Genomic DNA, 21,995 nt, shown 5'->3' on the forward strand with positions numbered 1-21,995 from the left:
ATAAACATCAATAAGCACCTGATGCTGATTTGACCATAATAAGAACTCACTCTCATTAAATAGACAATATTCTCATTAGTGAGACAGCATTTTCGCAATATCTGTTCAGATAACACCTGAGGGTAACACAAAGAGTGCTAAAGTAATGTAAACACACGACCGTTTTAGGGATGAAAATCTTGCCAGTCAATCGCACAAGACAACGCACTTTCTCTTTGTTGCTTCTGCCACTTTTGATTTATTTTGCCACTTTTCCACTGATTAGTTCTTACGCTACAAACTTATTATTGACGCAAAAAAAATCCCAAATCGAACGTTATTTGACCCTGCGTAGTAACGAGTTACAAACCATGATTCAGCAGCAGATCAAACAACTGCAATTTGACTGTGGCGATCATGACTGGCAAGTGATTCGCGATCCCCACTATTACAGTCGTTATATCCGTTTTATGGGCATCGCAACCAATGAAGGGAAACAGTGCTCAACTCTTGGGTATCCATTAGAATGGACTGCACTGAGTGATCTAAATCATAATAAAGGAGCAGCGGTATTTTCTCTCGCGGCAACACCAGACATTGCCGGTACAGAAAGTGAACTAATGATCCAATTTTCTCAAGAAGGTAATACAGCAATTTGGGTTTTAGATAGCAGTTGGACACAAAGCAAGCTCAATCAACCTTGTTCCGGCTGCTTTTATTATGAAGCGCGATTTGTCAATCAAGAGCATCTCGTATTATTAGTTCAAAGAGGCAATGAAGCCATTCTCAACGAAACTAATGCTTATTCATTGAACATGTCAGTGCAAGGCATTACAGCCGCCAATACACAAGCTCTCTGGGCGGGGCAGGCCCTAAAACAGTATATACAACATAACCTATTGATCTGGGGCACGCCATTGAGCCTTTTATTCGGTGGTTTACTGATGGGCGGTTATTGGATTATGCGAAATTACCGCAATTCAATCGAAGGCTTAATTGAAAAAGGGATTCGTGACAATGAATTTCTTCCCTATTATCAACCCATCATCGATAGCCGGACTGAAAAAATTGTCGGTTACGAAGTACTTCTGCGTTGGCAAAAAGGTCACGAATTAATCGCCCCAGATTTATTTATTTATGCCGCTGAAAGTACAGGATTAATCATTAAAATCACCAATCAAATCATTAAGATCGTCTTACGTGATTTAGACCATTTACCAATATCACATTGGGTTAGCATTAATTTGGTCGCTGAGCATATTGAAAAGCGTCATCTTTCTACTCTACTACGCTCTCTGAATTGGCCTCAATCTGAGCGTATAAAGTTTGAATTGACCGAACGCATTCCTATCAACGATTTAACTGCAGCAAGCAAGGAGATCGCTCTACTGATGGAAAAAGGGTATCAGTTCAAAATTGATGACTTCGGTACAGGTTATGGGGGTTTTTCTTATTTACAACATTTGCATATTCGTAGCATAAAAATAGACAAAATGTTTGTTGATACGATAGAAACCGATGATGTGAAAAAGAGCGTACTAGACTCGATTATTGCTTCAGCAAAAGCAGTCAATATTGAGTTAATCGCAGAAGGCGCAGAGACCATCAACCAAGTCGATTATCTTGCTCGACAAGGTGTGTTTTTAATTCAAGGGTATGTCTACGCAAGAGCGATGCCGATTGATGCGATAATCAAAAAACTTGATGCTGAAGAATCAGTCACAGTGAACTGATAATATCTCGCCGTGATGACTTATCATCACTAAATCGGCTTATTGGTAAAAGATAAACTCGACAGTCCTCGCTGTTTATACCCTTCCTACTTGAAACAGCAGCGGTGTTGGCTACGTTCGTTTCCCCCAATCACATCGTTTTTCTATGCTCATGGGGATTTACTCACTTGCCGCCTACCTGCAACTCCAAGTAGTTGGGTATAGCGAGTATGACGTCGAGGTTAGCGACTCGGTAGACATGATGCTATGGGAAGCAAGTATGTGAATCACAAGCTCAATCAATACGCTTAAAAGCCAATCCCAGCCCCGATAGTAATTGAGGTTGAATCTGCACTTCCTTGGGTGCTATAACCAATTTCTAGAGAAAAATTCGAACCGTCCATATTATTCAGATTGATTCCTACGGCTCCAGTCAAACCAAACCCATCACTTTCAACGTCTTTATAAGTCCGATTGTAGTATTGACCACCCGCTCGTAAATAAACATCACCTATCTGGATAGGGTGACGCAGCGTCATAGTTAGCGGGACGGTATAAGCTTTATAAGCGTGTTTATCACCTTCTTTATCTTTTAAATCGGCGTTCGTTTCGCCATAGCCTAAGTTAACCGAACTAAATGGCGTCAAACGGTAGGAGCCTCGAACTTGCCATTGATAACCCGTTGCACTTTGCCCGCCATAAGACACTTGCGTAGGACCAGCACTGGCCGTCATATTAAAAGGGGTAGATTGAGCATAAACGGGGGCAGCAGCAGCCAACAATAAAGCCGCTAAGCTTAAGGTTGGAAAGTACTTTTTCATGAGTATGTCCTTATCTGTCTCTAGAGCGAAAAGTCTTTCTAGTGTAACGGCTAATCGACTAAAAAACTTAGCCCTTTTTATCACGGGGGAGAGCTAAGCCACAAAATCGCCATGTACATAGCAAAATCCAGTCACATCATCTTACTGCACCCTCATAGCTAAACCACTTGGAGTTATAGCTAATCAAGCCATATGGAATAAAAAGTGTAAAATAGGCATACTGTTGAGAAATGATTGAAATAACGAACCCATTTATCTTATATAGGTATTGACGGCATCAAATGCTAGAAAATGCCCATAACCAAACAGAGTGATTGAACACTCAATTTATCATTTTGATTGGAGAACACGATGCGACGCTACATTTTACGCTTGATCAGAATAGCTCTATTTATCAGCGTTCTCTTATCTGGAAGCACAGTCGCTTCACCACGCGCTGAAATTGCTTGGTCCATGATCGCTGAAGGCGCAGTGTTGATTGATGTTCGAACTGAACAAGAATTTATGCAAGGGCATCTTGACTCCGCTCAGCACATCCCACTGAGTGAAATGATGAACTCTGGCTTAACCCAATTTGCCAAAGACCAACCTATCGTGCTTTATTGTCGCACCGGTAACCGCTCTAATATCGCCAAACAACGCTTAATTAGACAAGGTTTTACTCGTATCTATGATGCTGGTGGACTGGATGAGATGCGCCAATCCCTGCCAAATAGAGATTGATTCTATAGTATGAAGACTCAAGAATATCAAACGCTTGGCGAGGCCATCGCCGCGTTAAAAACACCCCAGTTTACCGCCCAGTTTATCCAACTGCTTAAGCGCTTTGTCACTTTTGACTGCGCCGTGATCCTAGGCTATCGCCAAGATAAGCATCCGATTTATCTTTATGATTCACTACCCTCACAACGTCAATTGCTATTTCAGCACTATTTAACCCATTCGTATCGATATGATCCCTTTTACGTCGCGATCGTTGAGCAACAACAAACTGGTGTTTTACAACGTAGCGAGTTTAAGCCCGTCAATCCATTGCAGGAAAATTATCATACCGATTTTTATCAAAAAACCGGTTGGCAAGATGAAGTTTGTATTGCCGTCGATCTGGAGGATAATCGCTGGATTGTTATCTACTTAGGCATGCTACAAACCGATCAACCTATTTCACAACAACAAATTAATGGCTTAAAGCAGAGTTTTACGGTTTTGCAGGCGTTATGCCGCCAACATTGGGGCACACAAGCATTATTTCTGGCAGAAAACAGTCAATCAGAGCATGATTTACGCCACTGGGTAGCAGCAGCTATCGCTGATTTTGCCACCGATTGTCTGACTCCTCGTGAACAGCAAATCACTACGTTATTGGTTCAAGGACTCGATTCCCAAGAAATCGCCGCGCAGCTTAGCATTAGTCACGGGACGGTAAAAAACCACCGCAAACGTATTTACCAGCAATTGCAAATCTCATCATTAAGTGAATTATTCCAATTATTTTTAAACCATTTGATCACCAAAGGCTATTGACAGCAGAGTTAACGCGCCCTATCAGCTTTACGTGAGCGATTATTTCCCCTCATCCACAAAATTGCCCTATCTATCCCTTTAGGGACATCGTCTCTGATGGGTTTTATCCGTATTCTGGCCAAATCCAGTCTATAAAAGATGAAAGGCCGTATGAACTCAGCACATTTTCTACATGAATTAGCCCAACGAGGCTTAATAGCACAAAGTACTGCTATCGACGAGCTCAGCGAGCTCTTGAACCGTCCACAAACACTTTACTGCGGCTTCGACCCCACTGCTGGCAGCTTACATATTGGTCACTTAGTCCCTTTATTAATGTTGAAGCGCTTTCAAGATGCAGGACATACCGCCATTGCTCTGATTGGTGGTGCAACGGGGATGATTGGTGACCCCAGCTTTAAAGCCGCGGAGCGAACATTGAACCCATCAACCACCGTACAGCAATGGGTCAATGATTTAGCTCAGCAAATTGATCAGGTGATGACACCACATATGACTCAGCCACTTCTTTGTGTCAACAACGCCGATTGGATTACAAAAATCAATGTGATCGACTTTTTCCGTGATATTGGTAAGCACTTCTCCGTCAATACGATGATCAACCGTGAATCGGTCAAGCAACGGTTAAGCCGTCCAGATCAGGGGATCTCGTTTACTGAATTTAGCTATTCCTTGCTACAGTCATTTGATTTCGCCCATTTGAATCAACAATATCAATGCAGATTGCAAATTGGCGGTAATGATCAATGGGGTAATATTGTGAGCGGAATCGACCTTACCCGCCGGCTTAATAATCAAGTGGTTCATGGTTTAACCCTACCTTTGATCACTAAATCAGATGGCACTAAGTTTGGTAAAACAGAGAGTGGGGCTATCTGGCTCGATAGTAACAAAACCTCACCTTATGCCTTTTATCAATTTTGGCTCAATACCGATGACGCTGATGTGTATCGCTTCCTACGCTACTACACCTTTTTGTCACTGTCCGACATTGAAACCATTGAGCAACAAGACAAAGCCAGTACGGGTAAGCCACAAGCGCAACAAGTGTTAGCTGAACAGTTAACTCGCTTTGTACACGGTGAAGAAGGCTTATTAAGCGCGCAGCGCATCACTCAGGCGCTATTTCGTGGTGAGATGAACCAACTGAGTTTAGCTGAGTTGCAGCAGTTGGAACTCGATGGGCTGCCTTGTTATCAGGCGGATAATACGGATAGCCTAATTGAGTTGATGTTGGTTACTCACTTAGCTAGCTCAAAACGTCAAGCCCGCGAGTGGTTAGCCAATAGTGCGATTCGTATTAATGGTGAGCGTGTGGAGCAAGAACAGCTCAGTAGTCAATTTGCCTTGTTTGATCGCTATTATGTCATTCAACGTGGTAAGAAACAGTTTGCTTTGGTCAAACTCAATTAAGTTTTACAGTGTAAATAGGCACCATAATCATGGTGCCTTAAAACCTCAACCGACCCAATAAACCTCAGCTCACTGGTAGAATATGATGATAGCTAATCATTCTCTATACTTAGGGTCCGCTGACCTTTTGAGCTGATTTTTCAGCAATTTGTGGCTTCTTTATACAAAGCAGAGAAATGTAGTTATTCTACCTGAGAAACCGATAACGCCGTAGAAAGGAACCATAAACGCAGCCCGAAGGGTTCAGCTAAAAACGTTTTAATCGCAAAGGGTCAACAGACCCTATAAACATTCAATAATAAACCACACGTTAAGAATATTTTTATGCTAATTCATCCCTCTTTATGGATTTGGATACCCTTGTTGCTGGCCGTAATCGTGGGCTTTCAAAAACGTCTTTTACTCACCTTCTCGTTACTCGCTCTCTCACTGGTTGGGGCATGGTTCACAGAACGCCTCTCTAGTCTCGCGTTTTTGTATGTTTCACTAGGGCTGATACTCGCGTATTACACGCCATCGCTCGCCAAGCGTTGGCAAACCGTCGCACAGTGTACTTTGCTCGTTTGGTGCGGCTTATTGTTGTTACACATTATCCCAGGATTTGAAAACCCTAAAGTCTTAGATGGGGTACTGGCGGGACCGAATAGTGTCCCTTTCAATCTCTATCTTAATCTCGATAAACCGATGATCTTCTTTGCCCTTCTGCTGGCTTATCCTACCCTATTAGGTCATCAGCAGCGCATTCCTTGGCGGCAAGTGGTTTTACTTTCACTACCATTATTTAGTTTGTTATTGCTTGCTTGGGGATTCGGTGCGATTAAACCAGAGTTAACGCTCCCTACATGGTGGTGGTTATTTGCTCTTAATAATGCGTTGTTGACCTGCGTTACAGAAGAAGCGTTCTTCCGCGGCTATTTGCAACAAAAAATAACGGATAAGTGGGGGTTTTGTTTAGGTATTATTATTGCGAGTAGTCTATTTGGCTTAGCCCACCTAGCTGGAGGCGTCACTTTAGTACTATTTGCCACCTTAGCTGGTGCTCTTTATGGTGCGATCTATTATTGCAGTGGTCGTTTGTGGGTTGCCGTGCTATTGCACTTCTTATTTAATTTTATCCATCTTATTTTCTTCACTTACCCAGTCGCACTTAAAACCTCGATATAAACTAAACAACAAAAAATGCCGCACTTGTACAAAGTCGGCATTTTATCAATCTCGATACTCATTACCAGCCTTGAGGCTGATACACTGACTTAGCCACGCAGACGTTGAGAAATAAACTGATCGATACTCAATTTCCCCGCACCAGACATCATTAACGACACGCTGGCCGCCAATAAAGCTAATGCAAATTCGTAACCACCATTCGACATGAATAAACCATGCTCAAAATGAACCGCAAAAATAGCCACTAACATAGTTACAGAGAGTACCGCTGCAGCAGGACGAGTCAAAATACCCAGTAAAATGGCTAAACCACCAAAAAACTCACCACTGCCGGCCAGAAATGCCATCAACATACCCGGGCCTAAACCGATCGATGCCATCCATTGTCCGGTTCCCTCTAGTCCATAACCACCAAACCAGCCGAATAACTTTTGTGCGCCGTGTGCCATAAAAACAATCCCAATCGGGATACGTAAAGCCAGTGTACTGTAACCAGATTTTGATTCAACCAGCTTGGTAATGAGTGATTTCATGTCTTTTCCTCAATAAATTTAACGATTCAATTTAGACAAAGAATTATTGTCTTTCCTAAGATAGTGCTTAGTTTAGAGAAAAAAATTGTGATGGAAACCCATATAAACTGACAATAACATACGAAATTTCTGAACAAGATGAATATTGAGCCAATGCTGCTCATCTCAGTCCACACAACCTCCATTCAATTGTCACGATTTTTATCCGAAAGTACCGCTTATACCCCTATAAACTATCCGTGTTTGTACAAGCCATGCTTCGCTATACTACGCGCCAACTCTTTATACGGTTTTTAAAAGGTCCCCAATGAGTCACTATGTTGTCTGTGCTCTGTACAAGTTTGTCGAGCTTAACCATTACCAAACGCTGCAAGCTCCACTGCTTGAGCTAATGGAAAAGCATCATATCCGCGGTACATTATTACTCGCTAGCGAAGGGATTAACGGCACGGTTGCCTCATCACGAGAAGGCATTGATGCTTTAATTGCTTGGCTGGATACAGAGCCTTGCCTCAAAGGAACCGTTTATAAAGAATCTTTGGCTTCAGAGCAGCCCTTTCAGCGCAGCAAGGTCAAACTCAAAAAAGAAATCGTGACGATGGGAGTTGAAGGTATTAATCCTCGTCATGTGGTTGGCACTTATGTTAAGCCGAAAGAATGGAATGCGCTGATTTCCGATCCTGAAGTGCTGGTCGTCGATACTCGTAACGATTATGAGATCCAAATTGGCACCTTTAAGCATGCTCAAAATCCACATACCGAAACTTTCCGTGAGTTTCCCGACTATGTAAAACAAAACCTCGATCCTGAGAAACATAAAAAAGTAGCGATGTTTTGTACCGGCGGCATTCGCTGTGAAAAATCCACCGCTTATCTTAAAGAACAAGGATTTGAAGAGGTTTATCACCTCGAAGGTGGCATTTTAAAATACTTAGAGGAAGTGCCAGAGCAAGAGAGCTTATGGCAAGGTGATTGTTATGTCTTCGATGGCCGCGTCGCGGTTGGTCATGGATTACAAGAAAGTGATTACCAAATCTGTAATGCCTGCCGGTTACCGATTACCGAACAAGATAAGCAAAGTGAACAGTTTGAACAAGGGGTTAGTTGTCCACAATGCTTTGGCACTCATAGCGAAGAACAACTGGCACGCTTTCGTGAAAGAGAAAAACAAGTGCAGTTAGCCAAACAAAGAGGTGAAGCGCACATTGGCAGCGATACCGCGCAGATTATCGAACAAAAACGAGCTGAAAAGTTAGCCCGTAAAGCCCAGCAACGTAACCAAAAAAAACCTCGTTAATCTGCCATTCAAGCTTTAGCCTTAATGATTACCTTCATTAAGGCTAGCTCAGCGCGTTAGAAGTAACGCTAGCGCGCTGCTCGTGCTTTGCGGCTAACCATATAAAAACTCTGAGCAAGATTAATGCCGCCACAGCGCCAATCAGCGAGACATACAGCGTACTGAAATAGTTGAACAGCTCACCCACGACACCCAACGCTACACTCGCCACTAATGAGCTAATACTAAGAATACTGGAAAACAGTGTGGAAGCTGTCCCCAAACGATCAGGCATCATATCCTGCAACACCACCATGCCTAAAGTCGCACAGACACCGATAAAAAAGCCATTGAGGATTTGCGCTAATAATAAAGTGGTGAAGGTCGTATTGGTTAGCATAATCAAATAAAATGCCATGCCACTCATTATACCCGCGCACAGAAGTTGAGTCGTACCAAAACGCTGCGCTAATTTCCCCGCCAGCAACATGATTGGTATTTCACATAACGCTGCCATCCCAAACAGTAAGCCTAACCAATGAGCGGGAACGAGCAACTCTTGTGAAAGATACAAAGGCATGCTGGTAATGTATAAATTATTCGCTGCAAAGGTAAACACCATCGTCATACAATATAAAATGATAAGCCGCTTTACCGCCCCTTGCTTGGGTAATGATAACGCGGCAGCAGGATCTGAGGCTGACGCTTTTTCAACACCTTTCGGTAAATATTTAGCAATCAGCACAATAGCAATCGTCACAATCACAGCAGAAACACTGAACGCCGCATTAAAACCAAAACTGGCTTTGAGCATAAATGCCAAAGGAGGGCCAAACACCCAAGCAATCGCAATCCCTGCGCGCATCGTGGCAAGAAAGGTGGTTTTATCTGCCACATGGCGATCTGCGTATTCCCGTCCGAGGGCAAACAGTTGACCAAACGACGCACCACTTACACTACCAAATAAGGTCACCACAACAATCGCTAACCAATAACTACGAATGAGGGTAAAGCTAACTACAGTGATCAAATAGCAGCCAAGTGCTACCAATAAAATTACTTTGCGTTGCCAGTGCCGATCCGATTGTTTGGCTAACCACTGCGACACCACCACGGAACTCACAACCGCCATCACCATATATAGACTCAGCATCATCGGCGAAGCACCGAGCGCTTCAACAATAAATAGACTCGATAATGGGTAAAAAAAAGCTCCACATAATCCCGTCACTAAGGCGGTCATGATAAACAATAAGGCGGTTTTATCTTGATACATGTCATGCTATCCAATGGCAGGAGGTAACCCGATACGAGTCACAAATAAAAATTACCATGTTCCCAAGTTGCTTGGCGCTGCCGCTTTAAGTTGTAGGAGAACACGCCGCTAGTGTAATCAATCCTGATAAGATAAATGATGTTATTCCTGCCACTTTTAATACTAAACCGTCAAAATAAATACATCATTTGACAGAAAAGGCTAAGCCTTTATGATCAGAGCCAATAGATGGAGAACAGCTATGCGCCCTTTGATTGAAAATGTACTGCAGAGCCTAAACCATGACTGGGTTATCCGTCATTATCACTGCCAAGCGGATACGGAAGAGTTTTCTTGCCCGTGGCATTATCATACGGAATATGAATTGGTGCTCTATCACAACCCGAACCAAAACTTTCAGGGAAACTATTTTGCAGGGGATGCTAGCGGTACCGTGGACGATCACACCTTATTATTATATGGCCCCGGCTTGCCTCATATGATCACTGGGCGCCTACACCACAAACAAGCGCAAGCACTGCACTCAACGATTGTATGGTTTAAACCAGAATGGATTGATAAAATTCAAGCTATCTTACCACCGACACAGTCTATTCAACGTTTACTTGAAGGTTCAGCCTACGGCTTAAAACTGAGCCACGCAACGGCTCAGGCTATTGCTAACCAGTTGAGTGATATTGAAAAGTTAGCCAGTTCTTATCAGGCGCTACGAATTGTAGAGTCGTTATTGATCATGGCGGAAGATCAAGATGCTCAGCGTTTATCAGCCTCTAGCTACCGACTATCGCAATTAAGTGCCAACAGTGAAGCACACAAAAAAGTCCACCTTGCCAAACGCTATATCGAATCTCATTTCGCTGACCCAATAAAAATCACTGATTTATGCCGTGTACTGCATATGAGTGAAAGCTCAACCTATCGCTTATTTGAAAAACACTACTCGATGAGCTTTTCTGAACATCTTAAACAGTTTCGCATCGGTAAAGCCTGTGAGCTGCTAGCCAGTTCTTCGCTTCCCATTGCTCTGGTTGCTGAGAAAACTGGCTTTAGTAATCTATCCAATTTTAATCGCCAATTTAAAGCGATTAAAGCAATGACACCAAAAACGTTTCGCAATCAGTTTCAAACTCTACGTTAATCGTCATCAGTCAAAAGCTGTGTCGCTGCAATGCCATTATCTTGTAAAAATGCCAGTAATTTGACCAAATTCTGTACTTGAGCGGTTTTATCCGCAGCAATCACAATCGGTTTTGCGCTGGCTTTACTGCGCTTTAATAACGCCTCTGTAAAATCTTGCCAAGCAACATAAGTGGTACCATCGATTGCCCAATACGGCTGTTGAGCCAAAATATTCACCGTAATGGATTGGGTATTGATTTCACTGACCACAGGTGAATCGGTGCTCGGTAAAGACACGTCTAATGACGTAAACTTAACCGCTGCGGTCAGTAGCAGAAAGACCATGACAATAAAGATAATATCCAATAATGGCGTTAAATCTGGCATCAGTGATGATTCTGTCGTTGGCGGCGTTTTAATCATGATGGATTGACCGCTGTTTTTTCAACGACATGATTAGCATGGCTACAACGTCCATTTTTAGTAGTGCAGTCATGCTGTAGCGATACCCCTTCAAGCCATAAATTGACATAGTTTAAAGTATGCTCAAGTTTCGCCATGACTCTATCTGCCCATGCACCAAGTAATTGAGCCGCGGTAATCGCAGGGACGGCAATCAATAAACCTGCTGCCGTCGTGCGCATCGCAATCCCTAATCCATCGGCGAGATCATTCGGTGTAATATTGCCAGACGAAAGCGCGACACCTTTAAACATTTCAATTAATCCGAGTACCGTACCTAATAAACCCAGTAATGGACTGATCGCACCAATGAGGGATAATAATCGTAGTCCGGAATGAAGCTGATGGCGCTTATCTTGAAGCCAAATACCCGCCGTATCTTCACGCAGTCCTTTAGAAAAATCGTGATGAGCCAACAGCATCGCGACCCCTTTGTAAAGCAGTGACCGCTTAGTCGATAACTCCTCGGCTAGCGCTTCAATTTGATCGCTGTGCATTGGGGAAATTTGATTCAGCGCCGCACCAATCGAGCCTCGACTAGCCCCAAGGGTAAATAACACTTGGATTAGACGTTCAACGATAATCATCGTCGCGAAAAGAGAGCATAAAAATAGCGGCCAAGCCATCAGGCCAAGCTCTTGCTCAAGTTGAGTCAGTAGTTCCATTATCCTTCCAATTTAAAACGTACAGGGATTTGCACACGGTGAGCCATGGTTTGCCCATTCACCGTGTAAGGTGAAAATTGCCATTGTTTAATCGCATTCAGCGCCGACTGATCGAGCAATTGAGCCCCCGATGAAGAGAGTAAAATTTGCTTAATTTGTCGGCCATGTTCATCAAGCCATACTTCATATAACGCCACCCCCTCAATACCGCGCTTTTGAGCCAGCCTTGGATAGTGAGGCGGTGTTGGGCGCGAAAGAAATGAGGGCGTTTCCACAAGCGTAGGTTGATTGGTTACCCCACTACGACTGGGCGCTGGAGCAGACTCCTTATTCTCTTGCCACTGATTGGTCGATTCTTCCTTGACTAACGATGATGGCGGCGCTGTTTTTTTCGCCAATGGTTGAGTCACAGGAGAGGGCTTATCCGGCTTTACTACCTTTTTCGCTTCTTGAGACTTTTTCTGCTCTGGCTTAGGCGTATTCGGCTTGCCCTGCTTTTTAGGTTCAGCTGGCGATGACACCGGCTGTTCATGACTTAGGGTTTGAGGCTGAGCAACAAAGTTGAGCGATACCGAGGTCGATTGATTCCCAGCTGGCATAGCAAAAACTTTGGCTTCATCATCCATCAACAGCAGGGTTCCATGAATGGCAAGTGAAAGTGTCGCCGCAACACAATATCTGGGGAAATTCACGTCGTGCTCCAAATCAAAACTAAGCGCCTTAATGGGGAGATTATTACTCAACGACTAAACAATATCAATTATCAATTGCATTATCATTTACAAAATGTGGCTATTTGAGAAGAAGAGATGAAAATTGCAGTAAAACCTTATATTTCAATGAATAAGAGTTTAGATTGAGATATGCCAGATGAATGTTTTTTGTGATCGGATAAGTCCATTCTCTTCTGAAACGATCATATCGGAACGACTTTTAGCGTTAAACTTGAATTCAAAATATTGAGCATAACTAGGTCAGCAGCTGACCTAGTTATGTCGCTAATAAAAATTAGAATTGATAATCGACGTTAATCCCCCAGTTTCGACCTGGCTGTGATTTACTGTCGATATTGAATGCACTACCATGAGCCGATGAGCTTGAATCTCGTCCAATTAAATCATTATATAACCAATATTTTTTATCGAACGCATTAAACAAACCTGCGCGAATAGTTATATCTTGCATCGGTTTATAGTATGCCGTTAAATCTACAAGAGTATATCCCGACGCATCGACATTAGTTGCTAGCTGCCAGTTAGTTTTGCTCGCTACCATTTTAACATTCAATAATGCGCCATATTGCTCTCGCTCTAATCCCAAACCTATATTACCAATCAATGGTGCAACGGAGTCTAGACTATCACCGGTTTTCTTATCTTCGCCATCCGCATAAGCGATAGCGAGACGAGTATAAAAACCTTGTGGAATATTTAGAGCTTTATCTAGCTCAATTCGAGAACTCAATTCGGCACCATAAATAGTGACTTCATCTAAATTCTGCTTTGTAAAAACGTCCTTACCGCCTTGCTCACCTGTTTTTGTTTGAGTAATAAAATCTGTATATTCATTATAAAATGTGGTGAATTCAAAATTCGCTGCGTTATTTTGCCCACGGAACCCGAGCTCATAGGAAAGACTTTTTTCAGCTTTAAGATTTGGGTTAGCTTCAATAACAGCACCTTGGTTATAGAAATAATAAAGATCATAAACCGTAGGTGCTTTAAATCCTTGGCTGATTTGTCCAAATACCGATAAATGAGGATTAATGTGATAAACAGAACCTAGTTTAGCGGTGAATGCGCTGTTTTTGCTTGCTTCATAAGCCTTCGAAAATCCCGAGTCGACGTCCGGCTTAGCCTTAAAATTATCGTATCGCAAACCGCCGGTTACAATTAGGCGATCTTGCATAAAGTAGGCTTGATCTTGTAAGAATATTCCCCACTGATTAATCGTAGCGTCTGGTACACCCGTGCTTCCTGGACGTGAAGTCCCAGAGTCTAAACTATAATCGGTATTTTTTAGATCAAAGTCATTGTTAAGATAGCTGGCCCCATAAGTGAACTCATGAAGATTACCGTGAATTTCAGTAATTTTAGACAATTGACCATCAAATTGGATAGATTTATCGCTTGCTTCTCGCTCACGTAAACGACGACCGTTGCGTTGTGTAGTATCATAGTTTTTGGATAACGAATTTGAATCTTGGAAGTTAAGTGACCAATCCATAGAGTCAGCAAACGGTTTATCCATCAACCATTTATGCTCAAGACCAATACGCAAACGCTGGTTGGTATCTTTACTTGAGTTATCGGAATAGGTAAAGCCCGGTGCCATGGTATATCCGTTATAATTTAATCGGTCTTCATCGTACTGTTTTTTATAATATTCAACCGTTAATCCAAATCGATGATGATCGTTAGCTTGATAGAAGGCTTTAGCCAAAAGATTACCAAGCTCTGAATCAGCGGGATTTTGAGCTCCTCGTTCAGGGCCTTCTACTTCTGTACCTGAGCCATGTGTTTTAGTTTCATTTCCGTTAGCGTAAGTTGCCATCAACAACGTTTCTAACTTATCTTGGCGCATTGCCCATGTTAATGTGGTTTTATATTGATCGTTAACCGAGGTATAGCCAGATTTAATCCCAAAACGCTGTTCATCCCCTTCAGTTCTCAAGATATCAGATGGATTTTTAGTACGTAGCAAAACGACACCACCTAATGCATCAGAACCATAAAGCGTTGATGAAGCGCCTTTATTAACTTCTATCCCTTGTAAAGTATCGATCTCAATCGTGTTCGGATATTTACGCTGTTCTGCTGCCCCTGGATTGTATGGAACAGGCTGTTGAACACCGTCAATCATCATCTTAACTCGGCTAGCTGACATGCCACGAATAGTAAATCCTGAGATACCAAAGCGACCCTCGGCTTCAGCTTCAACACCAGGGGTATAGCTAAAAGCTTGTTGTAAATTATCTGCCAACATATTTTCAAGATCGGCCGAAGAAACACTTTCTATCGAAGTTGATACATCCTTTTTACTTTGCGCCGTCCGTGTCGCAGAGACGACCACTTCATCAAACTGAGTTGTTTTTTCGGCGAACGCCGCAGGGGAAAGAGCAAGCAATATTGAGGTAGAAAGTAGCGTTTTAGTCAACATCTGAGAGATTACCTTATTGATCAATAACAGATTTACAATGTGCGCAATACTACTTTATACGAATAACAATTACTATCATTTGTATTAACCTAAAATTAAGTTATGATTGTGCTAAAAATAACCAAAAAATTCAATATACTTATAATTATTAACACGTTAGATTCAAAAACTACCGTTTAACCCATACAGTGAAAATCAAAAAGACGTGATAAATATCACAATTAAAGCTGCGCAGTAAAAAATCCAACTCAGTAAAACGCTGACTTTGCAATCCCTACATTTATTTACTTTTGTAAAAAAATGTATATGGTACCGTTCCCAGATATTGATCATAAAAGATGGACAAGATACTCATATGCAACTACATCACATCTCAAAGTTGGCAGGGACACTGTTATTGATTTCACTATCCGTGACAGCGTCTGAAAAAGAATTGGATATATTTAGCCAAAGCAATAGCGATAAAGCGGCACAGACCTTAGACCTTGACGCGCCAGCAAAAGACAGTTTCATTTTCAAATTACCAGCCACTCATAATCCTTATCTTGATTATCAAGCAAGCGTCGATTATCTGGCCTCTGATGCTCGACCGAGCGTTAACTCACCACTCACGCTAGACGCACCAGATCCCCATTCTTTTAGTGTCAAACCAACCGTTAACAATCCTTTTCTTCGTGATGGCCAAGAGGATTGTCAGTATGTTGAAGTGGTTTTCGATCACCAAGACAAACAGTTATCGGTCGGTTCTGATAACCAAGGTAACCCTTGCAGTCGGTCGCATTTAACTATCTCGGACTATCAAATAACCACGCGCTTTAAATATGAAGAGTAAATAAGCCGGTTTTCAGCCTTTATAAAAACAGATTATTGATTAAATGTATGATCGCTCTCAATCGCAGGGGGACATATGTCCTCCCTCTTAACGCAAAGAACCACTTAATATAAGCGCACAAAATAAATCACCACGGTAATGACTATGGATCTTTTTGCTCTACTCGATATTAATAACACACTGGTTAATATCCCGATTGGTTCTGCCTATGCCATGAGCTGGATCGAAGCTTTTGGTACAGTATTTGGCTTGCTGTGCATTTGGTTCGCCAGCCAAGAAAAAACCATCAACTATCTTTTTGGTTTGCTCAACGTCACCTTATTTGCCGTGATATTTTTTCAAATTCAACTCTACGGCTTGTTGCTGCTTCAATTGTTCTTTTTTTGCGCGAATGTCTACGGTTGGTACGCATGGACAAAACCCAACGCGGAAGGTGATATTCTACAAGTTCGTTGGTTAAGCAAACAAAAACTGCTGATCACGGCAGGCATCAGTATCGTCAGCATTGGCTTACTGACGGTTTATATTGACCCTTTCTTTTTAGCTCTCGCGAACATTAGTGTCGATATCATGAATGGATTAGGAGCGGACCTTGCACAACCTGTCTTAGAGCCCGATGCTTTTCCATTTTGGGATTCAACCATGACGGTATTATCAGTCGTCGCGCAAATTTTAATGACACGTAAATATGTCGAAAACTGGATGCTATGGATTGTGATTAACATCATTAGTGTCGGTATTTATGCGACTCAAGGTGTTTATGCGATGTCTGTGCAATACGCTATTTTGATGTTTATTGCCGCAAATGGAACTCGGCAATGGGTTCGTACCGCAAAACGTAATAGCCAAACTGTGACGTCAGCAAACCAAGTTCAAGAGGCCACAGTATGATTCAGCCTCACATCAATGTCGCCTATGGCCAAGTCGCCAATCGAGTGATTGTCTGTGGGGAACCCAATCGAGCCAATCGAATCGCGGCGCTACTCGATAATCCTGAGCTGATTGCTGAAAATCGTGAATACCGCTTATTCAATGGTCGTTATAATGGACAACAGATCACCGTATGCAGTACTGGTATTGGAGCGCCTTCACTGATTATCGCGATTGAAGAGCTAAAGCAGTGCGGTGTCAGCCATATTGTGCGCGTTGGTTCTGCTGGTGCAATGCAGGCTAACATTCAACTGGGTGATCTAATTGTCGCGGAAGCCGCGGTGCGTGATGAAGGGGGATCAAAAGCCTATATTGCAGACACCTACCCTGCATTTTCCAGCTTTTCGCTTCTGAGTCGCTTACACGCATTTTTAATACAGCAGCCCACAGCGGTACATTTTGGATTGGTTCGCTCACACGATAGTTTTTATACCGATGAAGAACAAAACCTTTGCCATTATTGGAATAAGAAAGGAGTCTTGGGGGCAGATATGGAAACATCAGCGTTGCTTACCGTAGGTCGATTACGTGGCTTACAAGTTGCGTCTGTGCTCAATAATGTCGTTTTGTACCAGCAAGATGTACAGCAAGGCGTCACGCAATACGTTAACGCTGATCAAGCGATGATGGCAGGTGAAAAGCTTGCCGCAACGGCAGCGTTAGATGCATTGAGTCACTGCGTTTAATTTTTCCTGCAAGCGCATTAAGCAGCGGTGACTACGATACCGCTGCTTATCTCATCTCTTAGCGCTCATTGATTTTTACATCAGAGAAGGCAAAACTTGCGGCCTGTGGCTAATCAAGCTAACGTTGAGCATCCTGATTTCTCGTCGATAGATTATGAAAATAACTCCCTATTCATCTGGTCGCTTCCATGCTTACCTTGAAGAACAAAAGCAAGCCTTTAAGACATTCATTTATCAATGCCAAATCAGCACGGCTTATATCGATGCTGGGAGCGATATTCTTAAGCAAGGTGAGCCATTAGAGCATATTTACGTGGTTCCCGGCGGGCGCGTTTCAATGAGCATTCTCGCCGCTAACGGTCGACGATTTCAATTAGGTGAGGCTAACTGTGACTATCATATTTTTGGTGAGATGGAGTTTTTTACCGCAACGCCCTGTCAGTGGACGGTCACCGCCGATGAGCATCTACAAGTCGATATTATTTGTCTAGCTTCGCTAGCAAAAACCCTTGAACAGCATCCAGAAATGATGGTGTATTTTGCCGCTGCGTTGGCGGAAGATTACCGAGATTCAATGGAGATCTACACTAACCGCCTACTTCATCCTTTGACTTATAACATTGCTTATGACTTACTTTTGCGCCAACGCTCAACGATGGCGCTGGGGAGCTTTAGCAAAGCGAGTCAAGAAGCCGAGCGATTTGGCACCTCAAGCAGAGTCTATCGCCGAGCGGTCAACGAATTGATCGCTCAAGGATTAGTGGAAAAAACCGCGACTGGACTAACTATTGTTGATGAACAAGAGCTGCAACGCTTCTTAAATAGCAATCCTCAATAACTTAATTTTACATACCTCACACTTTTTCTTCTCCGCTTACAGTAGGTTTCTTCGTTTCAGCGACAGACTCACACTTTGTGGTTCGCAAAATCGATACACTGAAGTCTAAAAACAAACGGAGTACCCTTATTTATGACACGTCCGATTATTTTAGATTGCGATCCCGGCCATGATGATGCCATTGCGTTAATTCTAGCGTGCGCTTCTCCATTATTAGCAATCAAAGCGGTGACCACGAGTGCCGGTAACCAAACCCCTGAGAAAACCTTAAATAATGCTTTACGTATTCTTACCTTACTGGGTAGAAGTGATATTCCGGTTGCCGGTGGAGCATTAAAGCCTCTGATGCGAGAGCTGATCATTGCCGATAATGTTCATGGTGAAAGTGGTCTGGATGGCCCAACCTTACCTGGCCCCAGCTTTGCTCCCCAAGCGGAACACGCGGTTGAGCTCATGGCTAACATCCTTAGACAAAGCGACCAGCCCGTTACTCTAGTACCAACTGGACCACTGACTAATATTGCGCTGCTGTTGGCCACCCATCGTGAGTTAATACCGAAAATTGAAGAAATTGTCCTAATGGGCGGCGGCGCTGAAACCGGAAACTGGTCTCCGGCCGCGGAATTTAATATTTATGTCGATCCAGAAGCCGCTAAGCTGGTTTTTCAATCTGGTATTCCGATCACCATGTGCGGCCTCGATGTCACCCATCGGGCGCAAATCATGGATGAGGATATCGAACGTATTCGGAAAATTGATAATCCGATTGCTGGTGTCGTTGCCGAACTGCTCGACTTTTTTATGATTTACCATCGTGATCCCAAATGGGGGCTAGCAGGCGCACCGTTGCATGATCCATGCACCATCGCTTGGTTATTGGCCCCTGAACTGTTTAAAGCTCAAAGATGCTGGGTCGGTATTGAAACTCAAGGTGAATACACGCAAGGCATGACCGTGGTTGATCGTTATCAGCTCACCAATCATCCCGCTAATGCGACCGTGTTATTTGATGTTGATCGGCAGGGATTTGTCGATTTATTGGTTGAACGTTTGCACTATTTTACCACTCATTCATCCGCTTCCTAAATGATGTGATACCCAAACGACTTGGAGTTGCAGATAAACGACTCTCGATCAGCATCAATATTAAAACGAGCTGAACTGACATCGTTGCAACTTCAAGTAGCAAGGGGATAGTGTTAACGGATCAAAGATAATCATAGGGAAGTACGAGCAACTCTGCTAGAATCCGCCCCCTCTGCAAGGATGAACAAGTACATCACCAATATCTGCCAAATCCTGCTATACCTACCCTATCTACCGTTTACCCTTAGGAGCCTGTTATCATGACTGATCAAGAAAGAATCGAACTACAAAAAAACAACCCATTACACGGCCTTAAGTTAGAAACCTTACTGCAAGAGCTGGTGGATTTTTATGGCTGGGATATTTTAGATACAGCGATGCGCTTTAACTGTTTTCATACCAACCCTTCGGTAGCCAGTAGTGTCAAATATTTAAATAAAACCGATTGGGCACGAGAAAAGTTAGAAAACTTTTATCTGTATCGTTTTAAACGTATGCCTCGCGCTTCCAGTGAAGAGTTCAATATATCGCCACGGGCACGTACCTTCCCTCATGGCTTACAGCCAAAAGAGCCGATGGAATTAACCGTAGACTCGATTTTGAAATCACAAGCTAAAGCGGCTTCCGCTCATAAAGAAAGAGCGGCACGCAGTCGCCAAAGCCGTCGTTAAATTAATATCCGATTCACGTTCAGGGTAACGATAACCGCTATTCACTGACTCGCCGGCGTTGATTGATTTTCTCGACCACTTTTTTCGCGACCAAAGGGAATATCCCTAACAACGCGAACGAGAATAAAATCGCTGGCGATAAAATCCCCCCAAGACTCTCTAATTGCGCCAGTTGGGTGCCAGCGTTAACGTAGACAAGAGTTCCGGCCAACATTCCCAATTGACTGACCCAGTAAAAGGTTACCGCGCGAAGCGTGGTTAAGCCCATTAAAATATTGATCAGAAAAAAGGGAAAAATAGGCACCAGTCGTAGGGTAAATAAATAAAAGGCTCCGTCTTTTTCTACGCCATGATTCAGCGCTTGTAAGCGCTCACCAAAACGCCGTTGTACGGTTTCTTTTAATAAATAACGCGCAACTAAAAAAGCGCAGGTGGCACCGATGGTGCTAGCAAAAGAAACGATCAGTGTTCCCCACCATAAACCAAATAACGCCCCAGCGGCGAGCGTCATCACCGCAGCTCCCGGTAACGACAAGGCAGTCACTAGCACATAGATCGCTAAAAATAGCATCCCGACCAGCAAAGGCGCATCACTACGCCACTGTTCAAACTGCGCTAAATGACGCTGAACACCGTCTAAGGTCAGCAACTGATTAAGATCGAGTGCAAAAAATGCCACGCCCAATATCGCAATCGTGATCAGTAATAACCACTTTTTCATACTTATATTCCTTATTAATCATCATGATTGCCAATACAGGCTTTACTCTTTAGACAAGCAACCAACTCGCTATGACAATTGCACCGTTTGCTGAATGATTTCACGCCCTTCTGCTTGCACATAATTGAGAAAAACCTCGGCAATCGGGGATAAGGCGCGCTGGCGAGTCCACGAGAATGACCATCTGGTTTTGATCGGTAACGACTCGACGTTAATCACTTTAACACCGTATATATTACCAAACGCTAAGGTATGAGCAGACAAGATAGACACACCTAAGCGAGCTAATACAGAATGAATAATCGCCTCATTACTGGCAATGGTCATTTTAATATTAGGCTGATAGGGTTGCTTATTAAAAAAAGCTTCCGTCGCATAGCGGGTTCCCGACCCCACTTCGCGGATCAAAAAATCTTCCTGACAAAACTCGGCTAATGACACCCTCTCTTGTTGTGTAAAAGGGTGACTCGCCGCGGCAATCGCCACCAAATCATTGGCCATGAATTCAATCACGTCCAGCTCTAACCCTTCGGGTAAATGGCTAAACACATAAAAATCATCGGCACCATGCTCACAGCGCTCCATCACTTGCTGTCGGTTGGCTATCGTCAACTGAATATCAATCCCCGGGTAGCGCTGACAAAAAGGGCCAAGTAAATGAGGAATAAAATACTTTGCCGTTGTCACCACAGCTAATTTTAATGTCCCTGACTCAAGGCCTTTGAAACGCGATAAACGCATCTCCAATTCTTCACAGTTTTGGAGAATTTTTTTCGCCGTTTCTACCGTGGCTAATCCGGCATCGGTAAAACGAAGTGTTCTACCAACTTGTTGATAAAGCGGTAAGCCTATCGCCTCAGCAAGTTTTTTTAACTGCATAGAAACCGTAGGTTGAGTTAAAAATAAACTGTCTGCCGCGGCAGTAATACTTCCGCCATGATAAACCGCTAACAAGATCTCTAGCTGGCGAAACGTGCCAATATGGGCGTGTAATCTGGATGCCATTGTTCACCTCCAACCAAGTTCACTGAGATAATATAGATCATTATCTATATAAAAGTTAGTTATTATCTATTTTTATCTATTATTAAAACAGCATAACATGCTGAAAAATTTGCAGGAGAA

Annotated in this window: 22 protein-coding genes; 13 read left to right on the plus strand and 9 right to left on the minus strand. The window is 43.1% G+C overall.

Annotation, left to right across the window (positions count from 1 at the left end; translation table 11 throughout):
- Positions 1-170 precede the first annotated feature (170 nt).
- The gene (locus FKQ60_RS04885) at positions 171-1,712 is read left to right on the plus strand and encodes an EAL domain-containing protein (protein ID WP_170906108.1); all 1,542 of its coding nucleotides are present in this window, start codon (positions 171-173) and stop codon (positions 1,710-1,712) included.
- A 287-nt stretch (positions 1,713-1,999) separates the two neighbouring features.
- Here FKQ60_RS04885 and FKQ60_RS04890 read toward each other — a convergent pair whose 3' ends face one another.
- Positions 2,000-2,512 (minus strand): outer membrane beta-barrel protein, encoded by a 513-nt coding sequence (locus FKQ60_RS04890; RefSeq protein ID WP_170904397.1) that lies wholly within the window; start codon positions 2,510-2,512, stop codon positions 2,000-2,002.
- A 351-nt stretch (positions 2,513-2,863) separates the two neighbouring features.
- Here FKQ60_RS04890 and FKQ60_RS04895 point away from each other — a divergent pair, with 351 nt between their 5' ends.
- The 4 genes from FKQ60_RS04895 (at position 2,864) to FKQ60_RS04910 (ending at position 6,613) form a co-directional block, all read left to right on the plus strand.
- Positions 2,864-3,235: a rhodanese-like domain-containing protein gene (locus FKQ60_RS04895; protein WP_170906109.1), complete on the plus strand. Its 372-nt coding sequence runs from the start codon at positions 2,864-2,866 to the stop codon at positions 3,233-3,235.
- 9 nt (positions 3,236-3,244) lie between these two features.
- A complete protein-coding gene (locus tag FKQ60_RS04900) occupies positions 3,245-4,036 on the plus strand; it encodes a helix-turn-helix transcriptional regulator (RefSeq protein ID WP_170906110.1) in 792 nt (263 codons plus the stop codon).
- Between the two features lie 150 nt (positions 4,037-4,186).
- Positions 4,187-5,449 (plus strand): tyrosine--tRNA ligase, encoded by a 1,263-nt coding sequence (tyrS, locus tag FKQ60_RS04905; RefSeq protein ID WP_170906111.1) that lies wholly within the window; start codon positions 4,187-4,189, stop codon positions 5,447-5,449.
- A gap of 324 nt (positions 5,450-5,773) precedes the next feature.
- Positions 5,774-6,613: a CPBP family intramembrane glutamic endopeptidase gene (locus tag FKQ60_RS04910; protein WP_170906112.1), complete on the plus strand. Its 840-nt coding sequence runs from the start codon at positions 5,774-5,776 to the stop codon at positions 6,611-6,613.
- Between the two features lie 89 nt (positions 6,614-6,702).
- Here FKQ60_RS04910 and FKQ60_RS04915 read toward each other — a convergent pair whose 3' ends face one another.
- Positions 6,703-7,149 (minus strand): DoxX family protein, encoded by a 447-nt coding sequence (locus FKQ60_RS04915; RefSeq protein WP_170904400.1) that lies wholly within the window; start codon positions 7,147-7,149, stop codon positions 6,703-6,705.
- Positions 7,150-7,456: 307 nt separating this feature from the next.
- Here FKQ60_RS04915 and FKQ60_RS04920 point away from each other — a divergent pair, with 307 nt between their 5' ends.
- Positions 7,457-8,446, plus strand: a complete 990-nt coding sequence (locus tag FKQ60_RS04920) for a rhodanese-related sulfurtransferase (RefSeq protein WP_004396963.1) — start codon at positions 7,457-7,459, stop codon at positions 8,444-8,446.
- A gap of 43 nt (positions 8,447-8,489) precedes the next feature.
- Here FKQ60_RS04920 and FKQ60_RS04925 read toward each other — a convergent pair whose 3' ends face one another.
- Positions 8,490-9,701, minus strand: coding sequence for a sugar efflux transporter (locus tag FKQ60_RS04925; protein WP_170904401.1), 1,212 nt, complete (start codon positions 9,699-9,701; stop codon positions 8,490-8,492).
- A gap of 241 nt (positions 9,702-9,942) precedes the next feature.
- Between FKQ60_RS04925 and FKQ60_RS04930 the strand changes: the two genes are divergently transcribed.
- Positions 9,943-10,839 (plus strand): AraC family transcriptional regulator, encoded by an 897-nt coding sequence (locus FKQ60_RS04930; RefSeq protein ID WP_170904402.1) that lies wholly within the window; start codon positions 9,943-9,945, stop codon positions 10,837-10,839.
- Here the strand turns inward: FKQ60_RS04930 and FKQ60_RS04935 are convergent.
- The 4 genes from FKQ60_RS04935 to FKQ60_RS04950 all read right to left on the minus strand — a co-directional run bounded on the left by FKQ60_RS04935 (position 10,836) and on the right by FKQ60_RS04950 (position 15,106).
- Entirely contained in the window at positions 10,836-11,243 is a 408-nt protein-coding gene (locus FKQ60_RS04935) for a biopolymer transporter ExbD (protein ID WP_110167136.1), read from the minus strand. The genes FKQ60_RS04930 and FKQ60_RS04935 overlap by 4 nt on opposite strands.
- Entirely contained in the window at positions 11,240-11,947 is a 708-nt protein-coding gene (locus tag FKQ60_RS04940; protein ID WP_170904403.1) for a MotA/TolQ/ExbB proton channel family protein, read from the minus strand. The genes FKQ60_RS04935 and FKQ60_RS04940 overlap by 4 nt, the downstream gene beginning before the upstream one ends.
- Complete coding sequence (locus tag FKQ60_RS04945; protein WP_170906113.1) at positions 11,947-12,639, minus strand: energy transducer TonB; 693 nt, start codon at positions 12,637-12,639, stop codon at positions 11,947-11,949. Before FKQ60_RS04945 ends, FKQ60_RS04940 begins: the two co-directional genes overlap by 1 nt.
- A gap of 316 nt (positions 12,640-12,955) precedes the next feature.
- Positions 12,956-15,106: a TonB-dependent hemoglobin/transferrin/lactoferrin family receptor gene (locus tag FKQ60_RS04950; protein WP_170906114.1), complete on the minus strand. Its 2,151-nt coding sequence runs from the start codon at positions 15,104-15,106 to the stop codon at positions 12,956-12,958.
- 355 nt (positions 15,107-15,461) lie between these two features.
- Here FKQ60_RS04950 and FKQ60_RS04955 point away from each other — a divergent pair, with 355 nt between their 5' ends.
- From FKQ60_RS04955 to FKQ60_RS04980, 6 genes are all read left to right on the plus strand, one after another.
- Complete coding sequence (locus tag FKQ60_RS04955) at positions 15,462-15,938, plus strand: hypothetical protein (RefSeq protein ID WP_170906115.1); 477 nt, start codon at positions 15,462-15,464, stop codon at positions 15,936-15,938.
- 144 nt (positions 15,939-16,082) lie between these two features.
- Positions 16,083-16,829: a nicotinamide riboside transporter PnuC gene (gene pnuC, locus FKQ60_RS04960; RefSeq protein ID WP_170906116.1), complete on the plus strand. Its 747-nt coding sequence runs from the start codon at positions 16,083-16,085 to the stop codon at positions 16,827-16,829.
- Positions 16,826-17,554 carry a nucleoside phosphorylase gene (locus FKQ60_RS04965; RefSeq protein WP_161438493.1) on the plus strand — a complete coding sequence of 243 codons (729 nt, stop codon included), beginning with the start codon at positions 16,826-16,828 and terminating at the stop codon, positions 17,552-17,554. Before pnuC ends, FKQ60_RS04965 begins: the two co-directional genes overlap by 4 nt.
- Before the next feature lie 154 nt (positions 17,555-17,708).
- The gene (locus FKQ60_RS04970; protein WP_154170901.1) at positions 17,709-18,392 is read left to right on the plus strand and encodes a Crp/Fnr family transcriptional regulator; all 684 of its coding nucleotides are present in this window, start codon (positions 17,709-17,711) and stop codon (positions 18,390-18,392) included.
- Between the two features lie 132 nt (positions 18,393-18,524).
- Entirely contained in the window at positions 18,525-19,478 is a 954-nt protein-coding gene (gene rihA / locus FKQ60_RS04975) for a pyrimidine-specific ribonucleoside hydrolase RihA (protein ID WP_170906117.1), read from the plus strand.
- Between the two features lie 260 nt (positions 19,479-19,738).
- A complete protein-coding gene (locus tag FKQ60_RS04980) occupies positions 19,739-20,149 on the plus strand; it encodes a VF530 family DNA-binding protein (protein WP_004396952.1) in 411 nt (136 codons plus the stop codon).
- A 37-nt stretch (positions 20,150-20,186) separates the two neighbouring features.
- Here the strand turns inward: FKQ60_RS04980 and FKQ60_RS04985 are convergent, their stop codons facing one another.
- Complete coding sequence (locus tag FKQ60_RS04985) at positions 20,187-20,870, minus strand: TVP38/TMEM64 family protein (RefSeq protein WP_170904409.1); 684 nt, start codon at positions 20,868-20,870, stop codon at positions 20,187-20,189.
- A gap of 69 nt (positions 20,871-20,939) precedes the next feature.
- The gene (locus FKQ60_RS04990) at positions 20,940-21,875 is read right to left on the minus strand and encodes a LysR family transcriptional regulator (protein ID WP_158137104.1); all 936 of its coding nucleotides are present in this window, start codon (positions 21,873-21,875) and stop codon (positions 20,940-20,942) included.
- Positions 21,876-21,995: the final 120 nt, after the last annotated feature.

The sequence above is a fragment of the Vibrio sp. A11 genome (assembly GCF_013048705.1).
Classification (GTDB): domain Bacteria; phylum Pseudomonadota; class Gammaproteobacteria; order Enterobacterales; family Vibrionaceae; genus Vibrio; species Vibrio metschnikovii.

Coding starts and splice junctions, on each gene's coding strand:
- FKQ60_RS04980 (WP_004396952.1), top strand. CDS start 19,739: ATGACTGATCAAGAAAGAATCGAACTACAAAAAAACAACCCATTACAC.
- tyrS (WP_170906111.1), top strand. CDS start 4,187: ATGAACTCAGCACATTTTCTACATGAATTAGCCCAACGAGGCTTAATA.
- FKQ60_RS04950 (WP_170906114.1), bottom strand. CDS start 15,106: ATGTTGACTAAAACGCTACTTTCTACCTCAATATTGCTTGCTCTTTCC.
- FKQ60_RS04935 (WP_110167136.1), bottom strand. CDS start 11,243: ATGATTAAAACGCCGCCAACGACAGAATCATCACTGATGCCAGATTTA.
- FKQ60_RS04890 (WP_170904397.1), bottom strand. CDS start 2,512: ATGAAAAAGTACTTTCCAACCTTAAGCTTAGCGGCTTTATTGTTGGCT.
- FKQ60_RS04925 (WP_170904401.1), bottom strand. CDS start 9,701: ATGTATCAAGATAAAACCGCCTTATTGTTTATCATGACCGCCTTAGTG.
- rihA (WP_170906117.1), top strand. CDS start 18,525: ATGACACGTCCGATTATTTTAGATTGCGATCCCGGCCATGATGATGCC.
- FKQ60_RS04955 (WP_170906115.1), top strand. CDS start 15,462: ATGCAACTACATCACATCTCAAAGTTGGCAGGGACACTGTTATTGATT.
- FKQ60_RS04900 (WP_170906110.1), top strand. CDS start 3,245: ATGAAGACTCAAGAATATCAAACGCTTGGCGAGGCCATCGCCGCGTTA.
- FKQ60_RS04920 (WP_004396963.1), top strand. CDS start 7,457: ATGAGTCACTATGTTGTCTGTGCTCTGTACAAGTTTGTCGAGCTTAAC.
- FKQ60_RS04940 (WP_170904403.1), bottom strand. CDS start 11,947: ATGGAACTACTGACTCAACTTGAGCAAGAGCTTGGCCTGATGGCTTGG.
- FKQ60_RS04915 (WP_170904400.1), bottom strand. CDS start 7,149: ATGAAATCACTCATTACCAAGCTGGTTGAATCAAAATCTGGTTACAGT.
- FKQ60_RS04985 (WP_170904409.1), bottom strand. CDS start 20,870: ATGAAAAAGTGGTTATTACTGATCACGATTGCGATATTGGGCGTGGCA.
- FKQ60_RS04885 (WP_170906108.1), top strand. CDS start 171: ATGAAAATCTTGCCAGTCAATCGCACAAGACAACGCACTTTCTCTTTG.
- FKQ60_RS04965 (WP_161438493.1), top strand. CDS start 16,826: ATGATTCAGCCTCACATCAATGTCGCCTATGGCCAAGTCGCCAATCGA.
- FKQ60_RS04970 (WP_154170901.1), top strand. CDS start 17,709: ATGAAAATAACTCCCTATTCATCTGGTCGCTTCCATGCTTACCTTGAA.
- FKQ60_RS04910 (WP_170906112.1), top strand. CDS start 5,774: ATGCTAATTCATCCCTCTTTATGGATTTGGATACCCTTGTTGCTGGCC.
- pnuC (WP_170906116.1), top strand. CDS start 16,083: ATGGATCTTTTTGCTCTACTCGATATTAATAACACACTGGTTAATATC.
- FKQ60_RS04990 (WP_158137104.1), bottom strand. CDS start 21,875: ATGGCATCCAGATTACACGCCCATATTGGCACGTTTCGCCAGCTAGAG.
- FKQ60_RS04930 (WP_170904402.1), top strand. CDS start 9,943: ATGCGCCCTTTGATTGAAAATGTACTGCAGAGCCTAAACCATGACTGG.
- FKQ60_RS04895 (WP_170906109.1), top strand. CDS start 2,864: ATGCGACGCTACATTTTACGCTTGATCAGAATAGCTCTATTTATCAGC.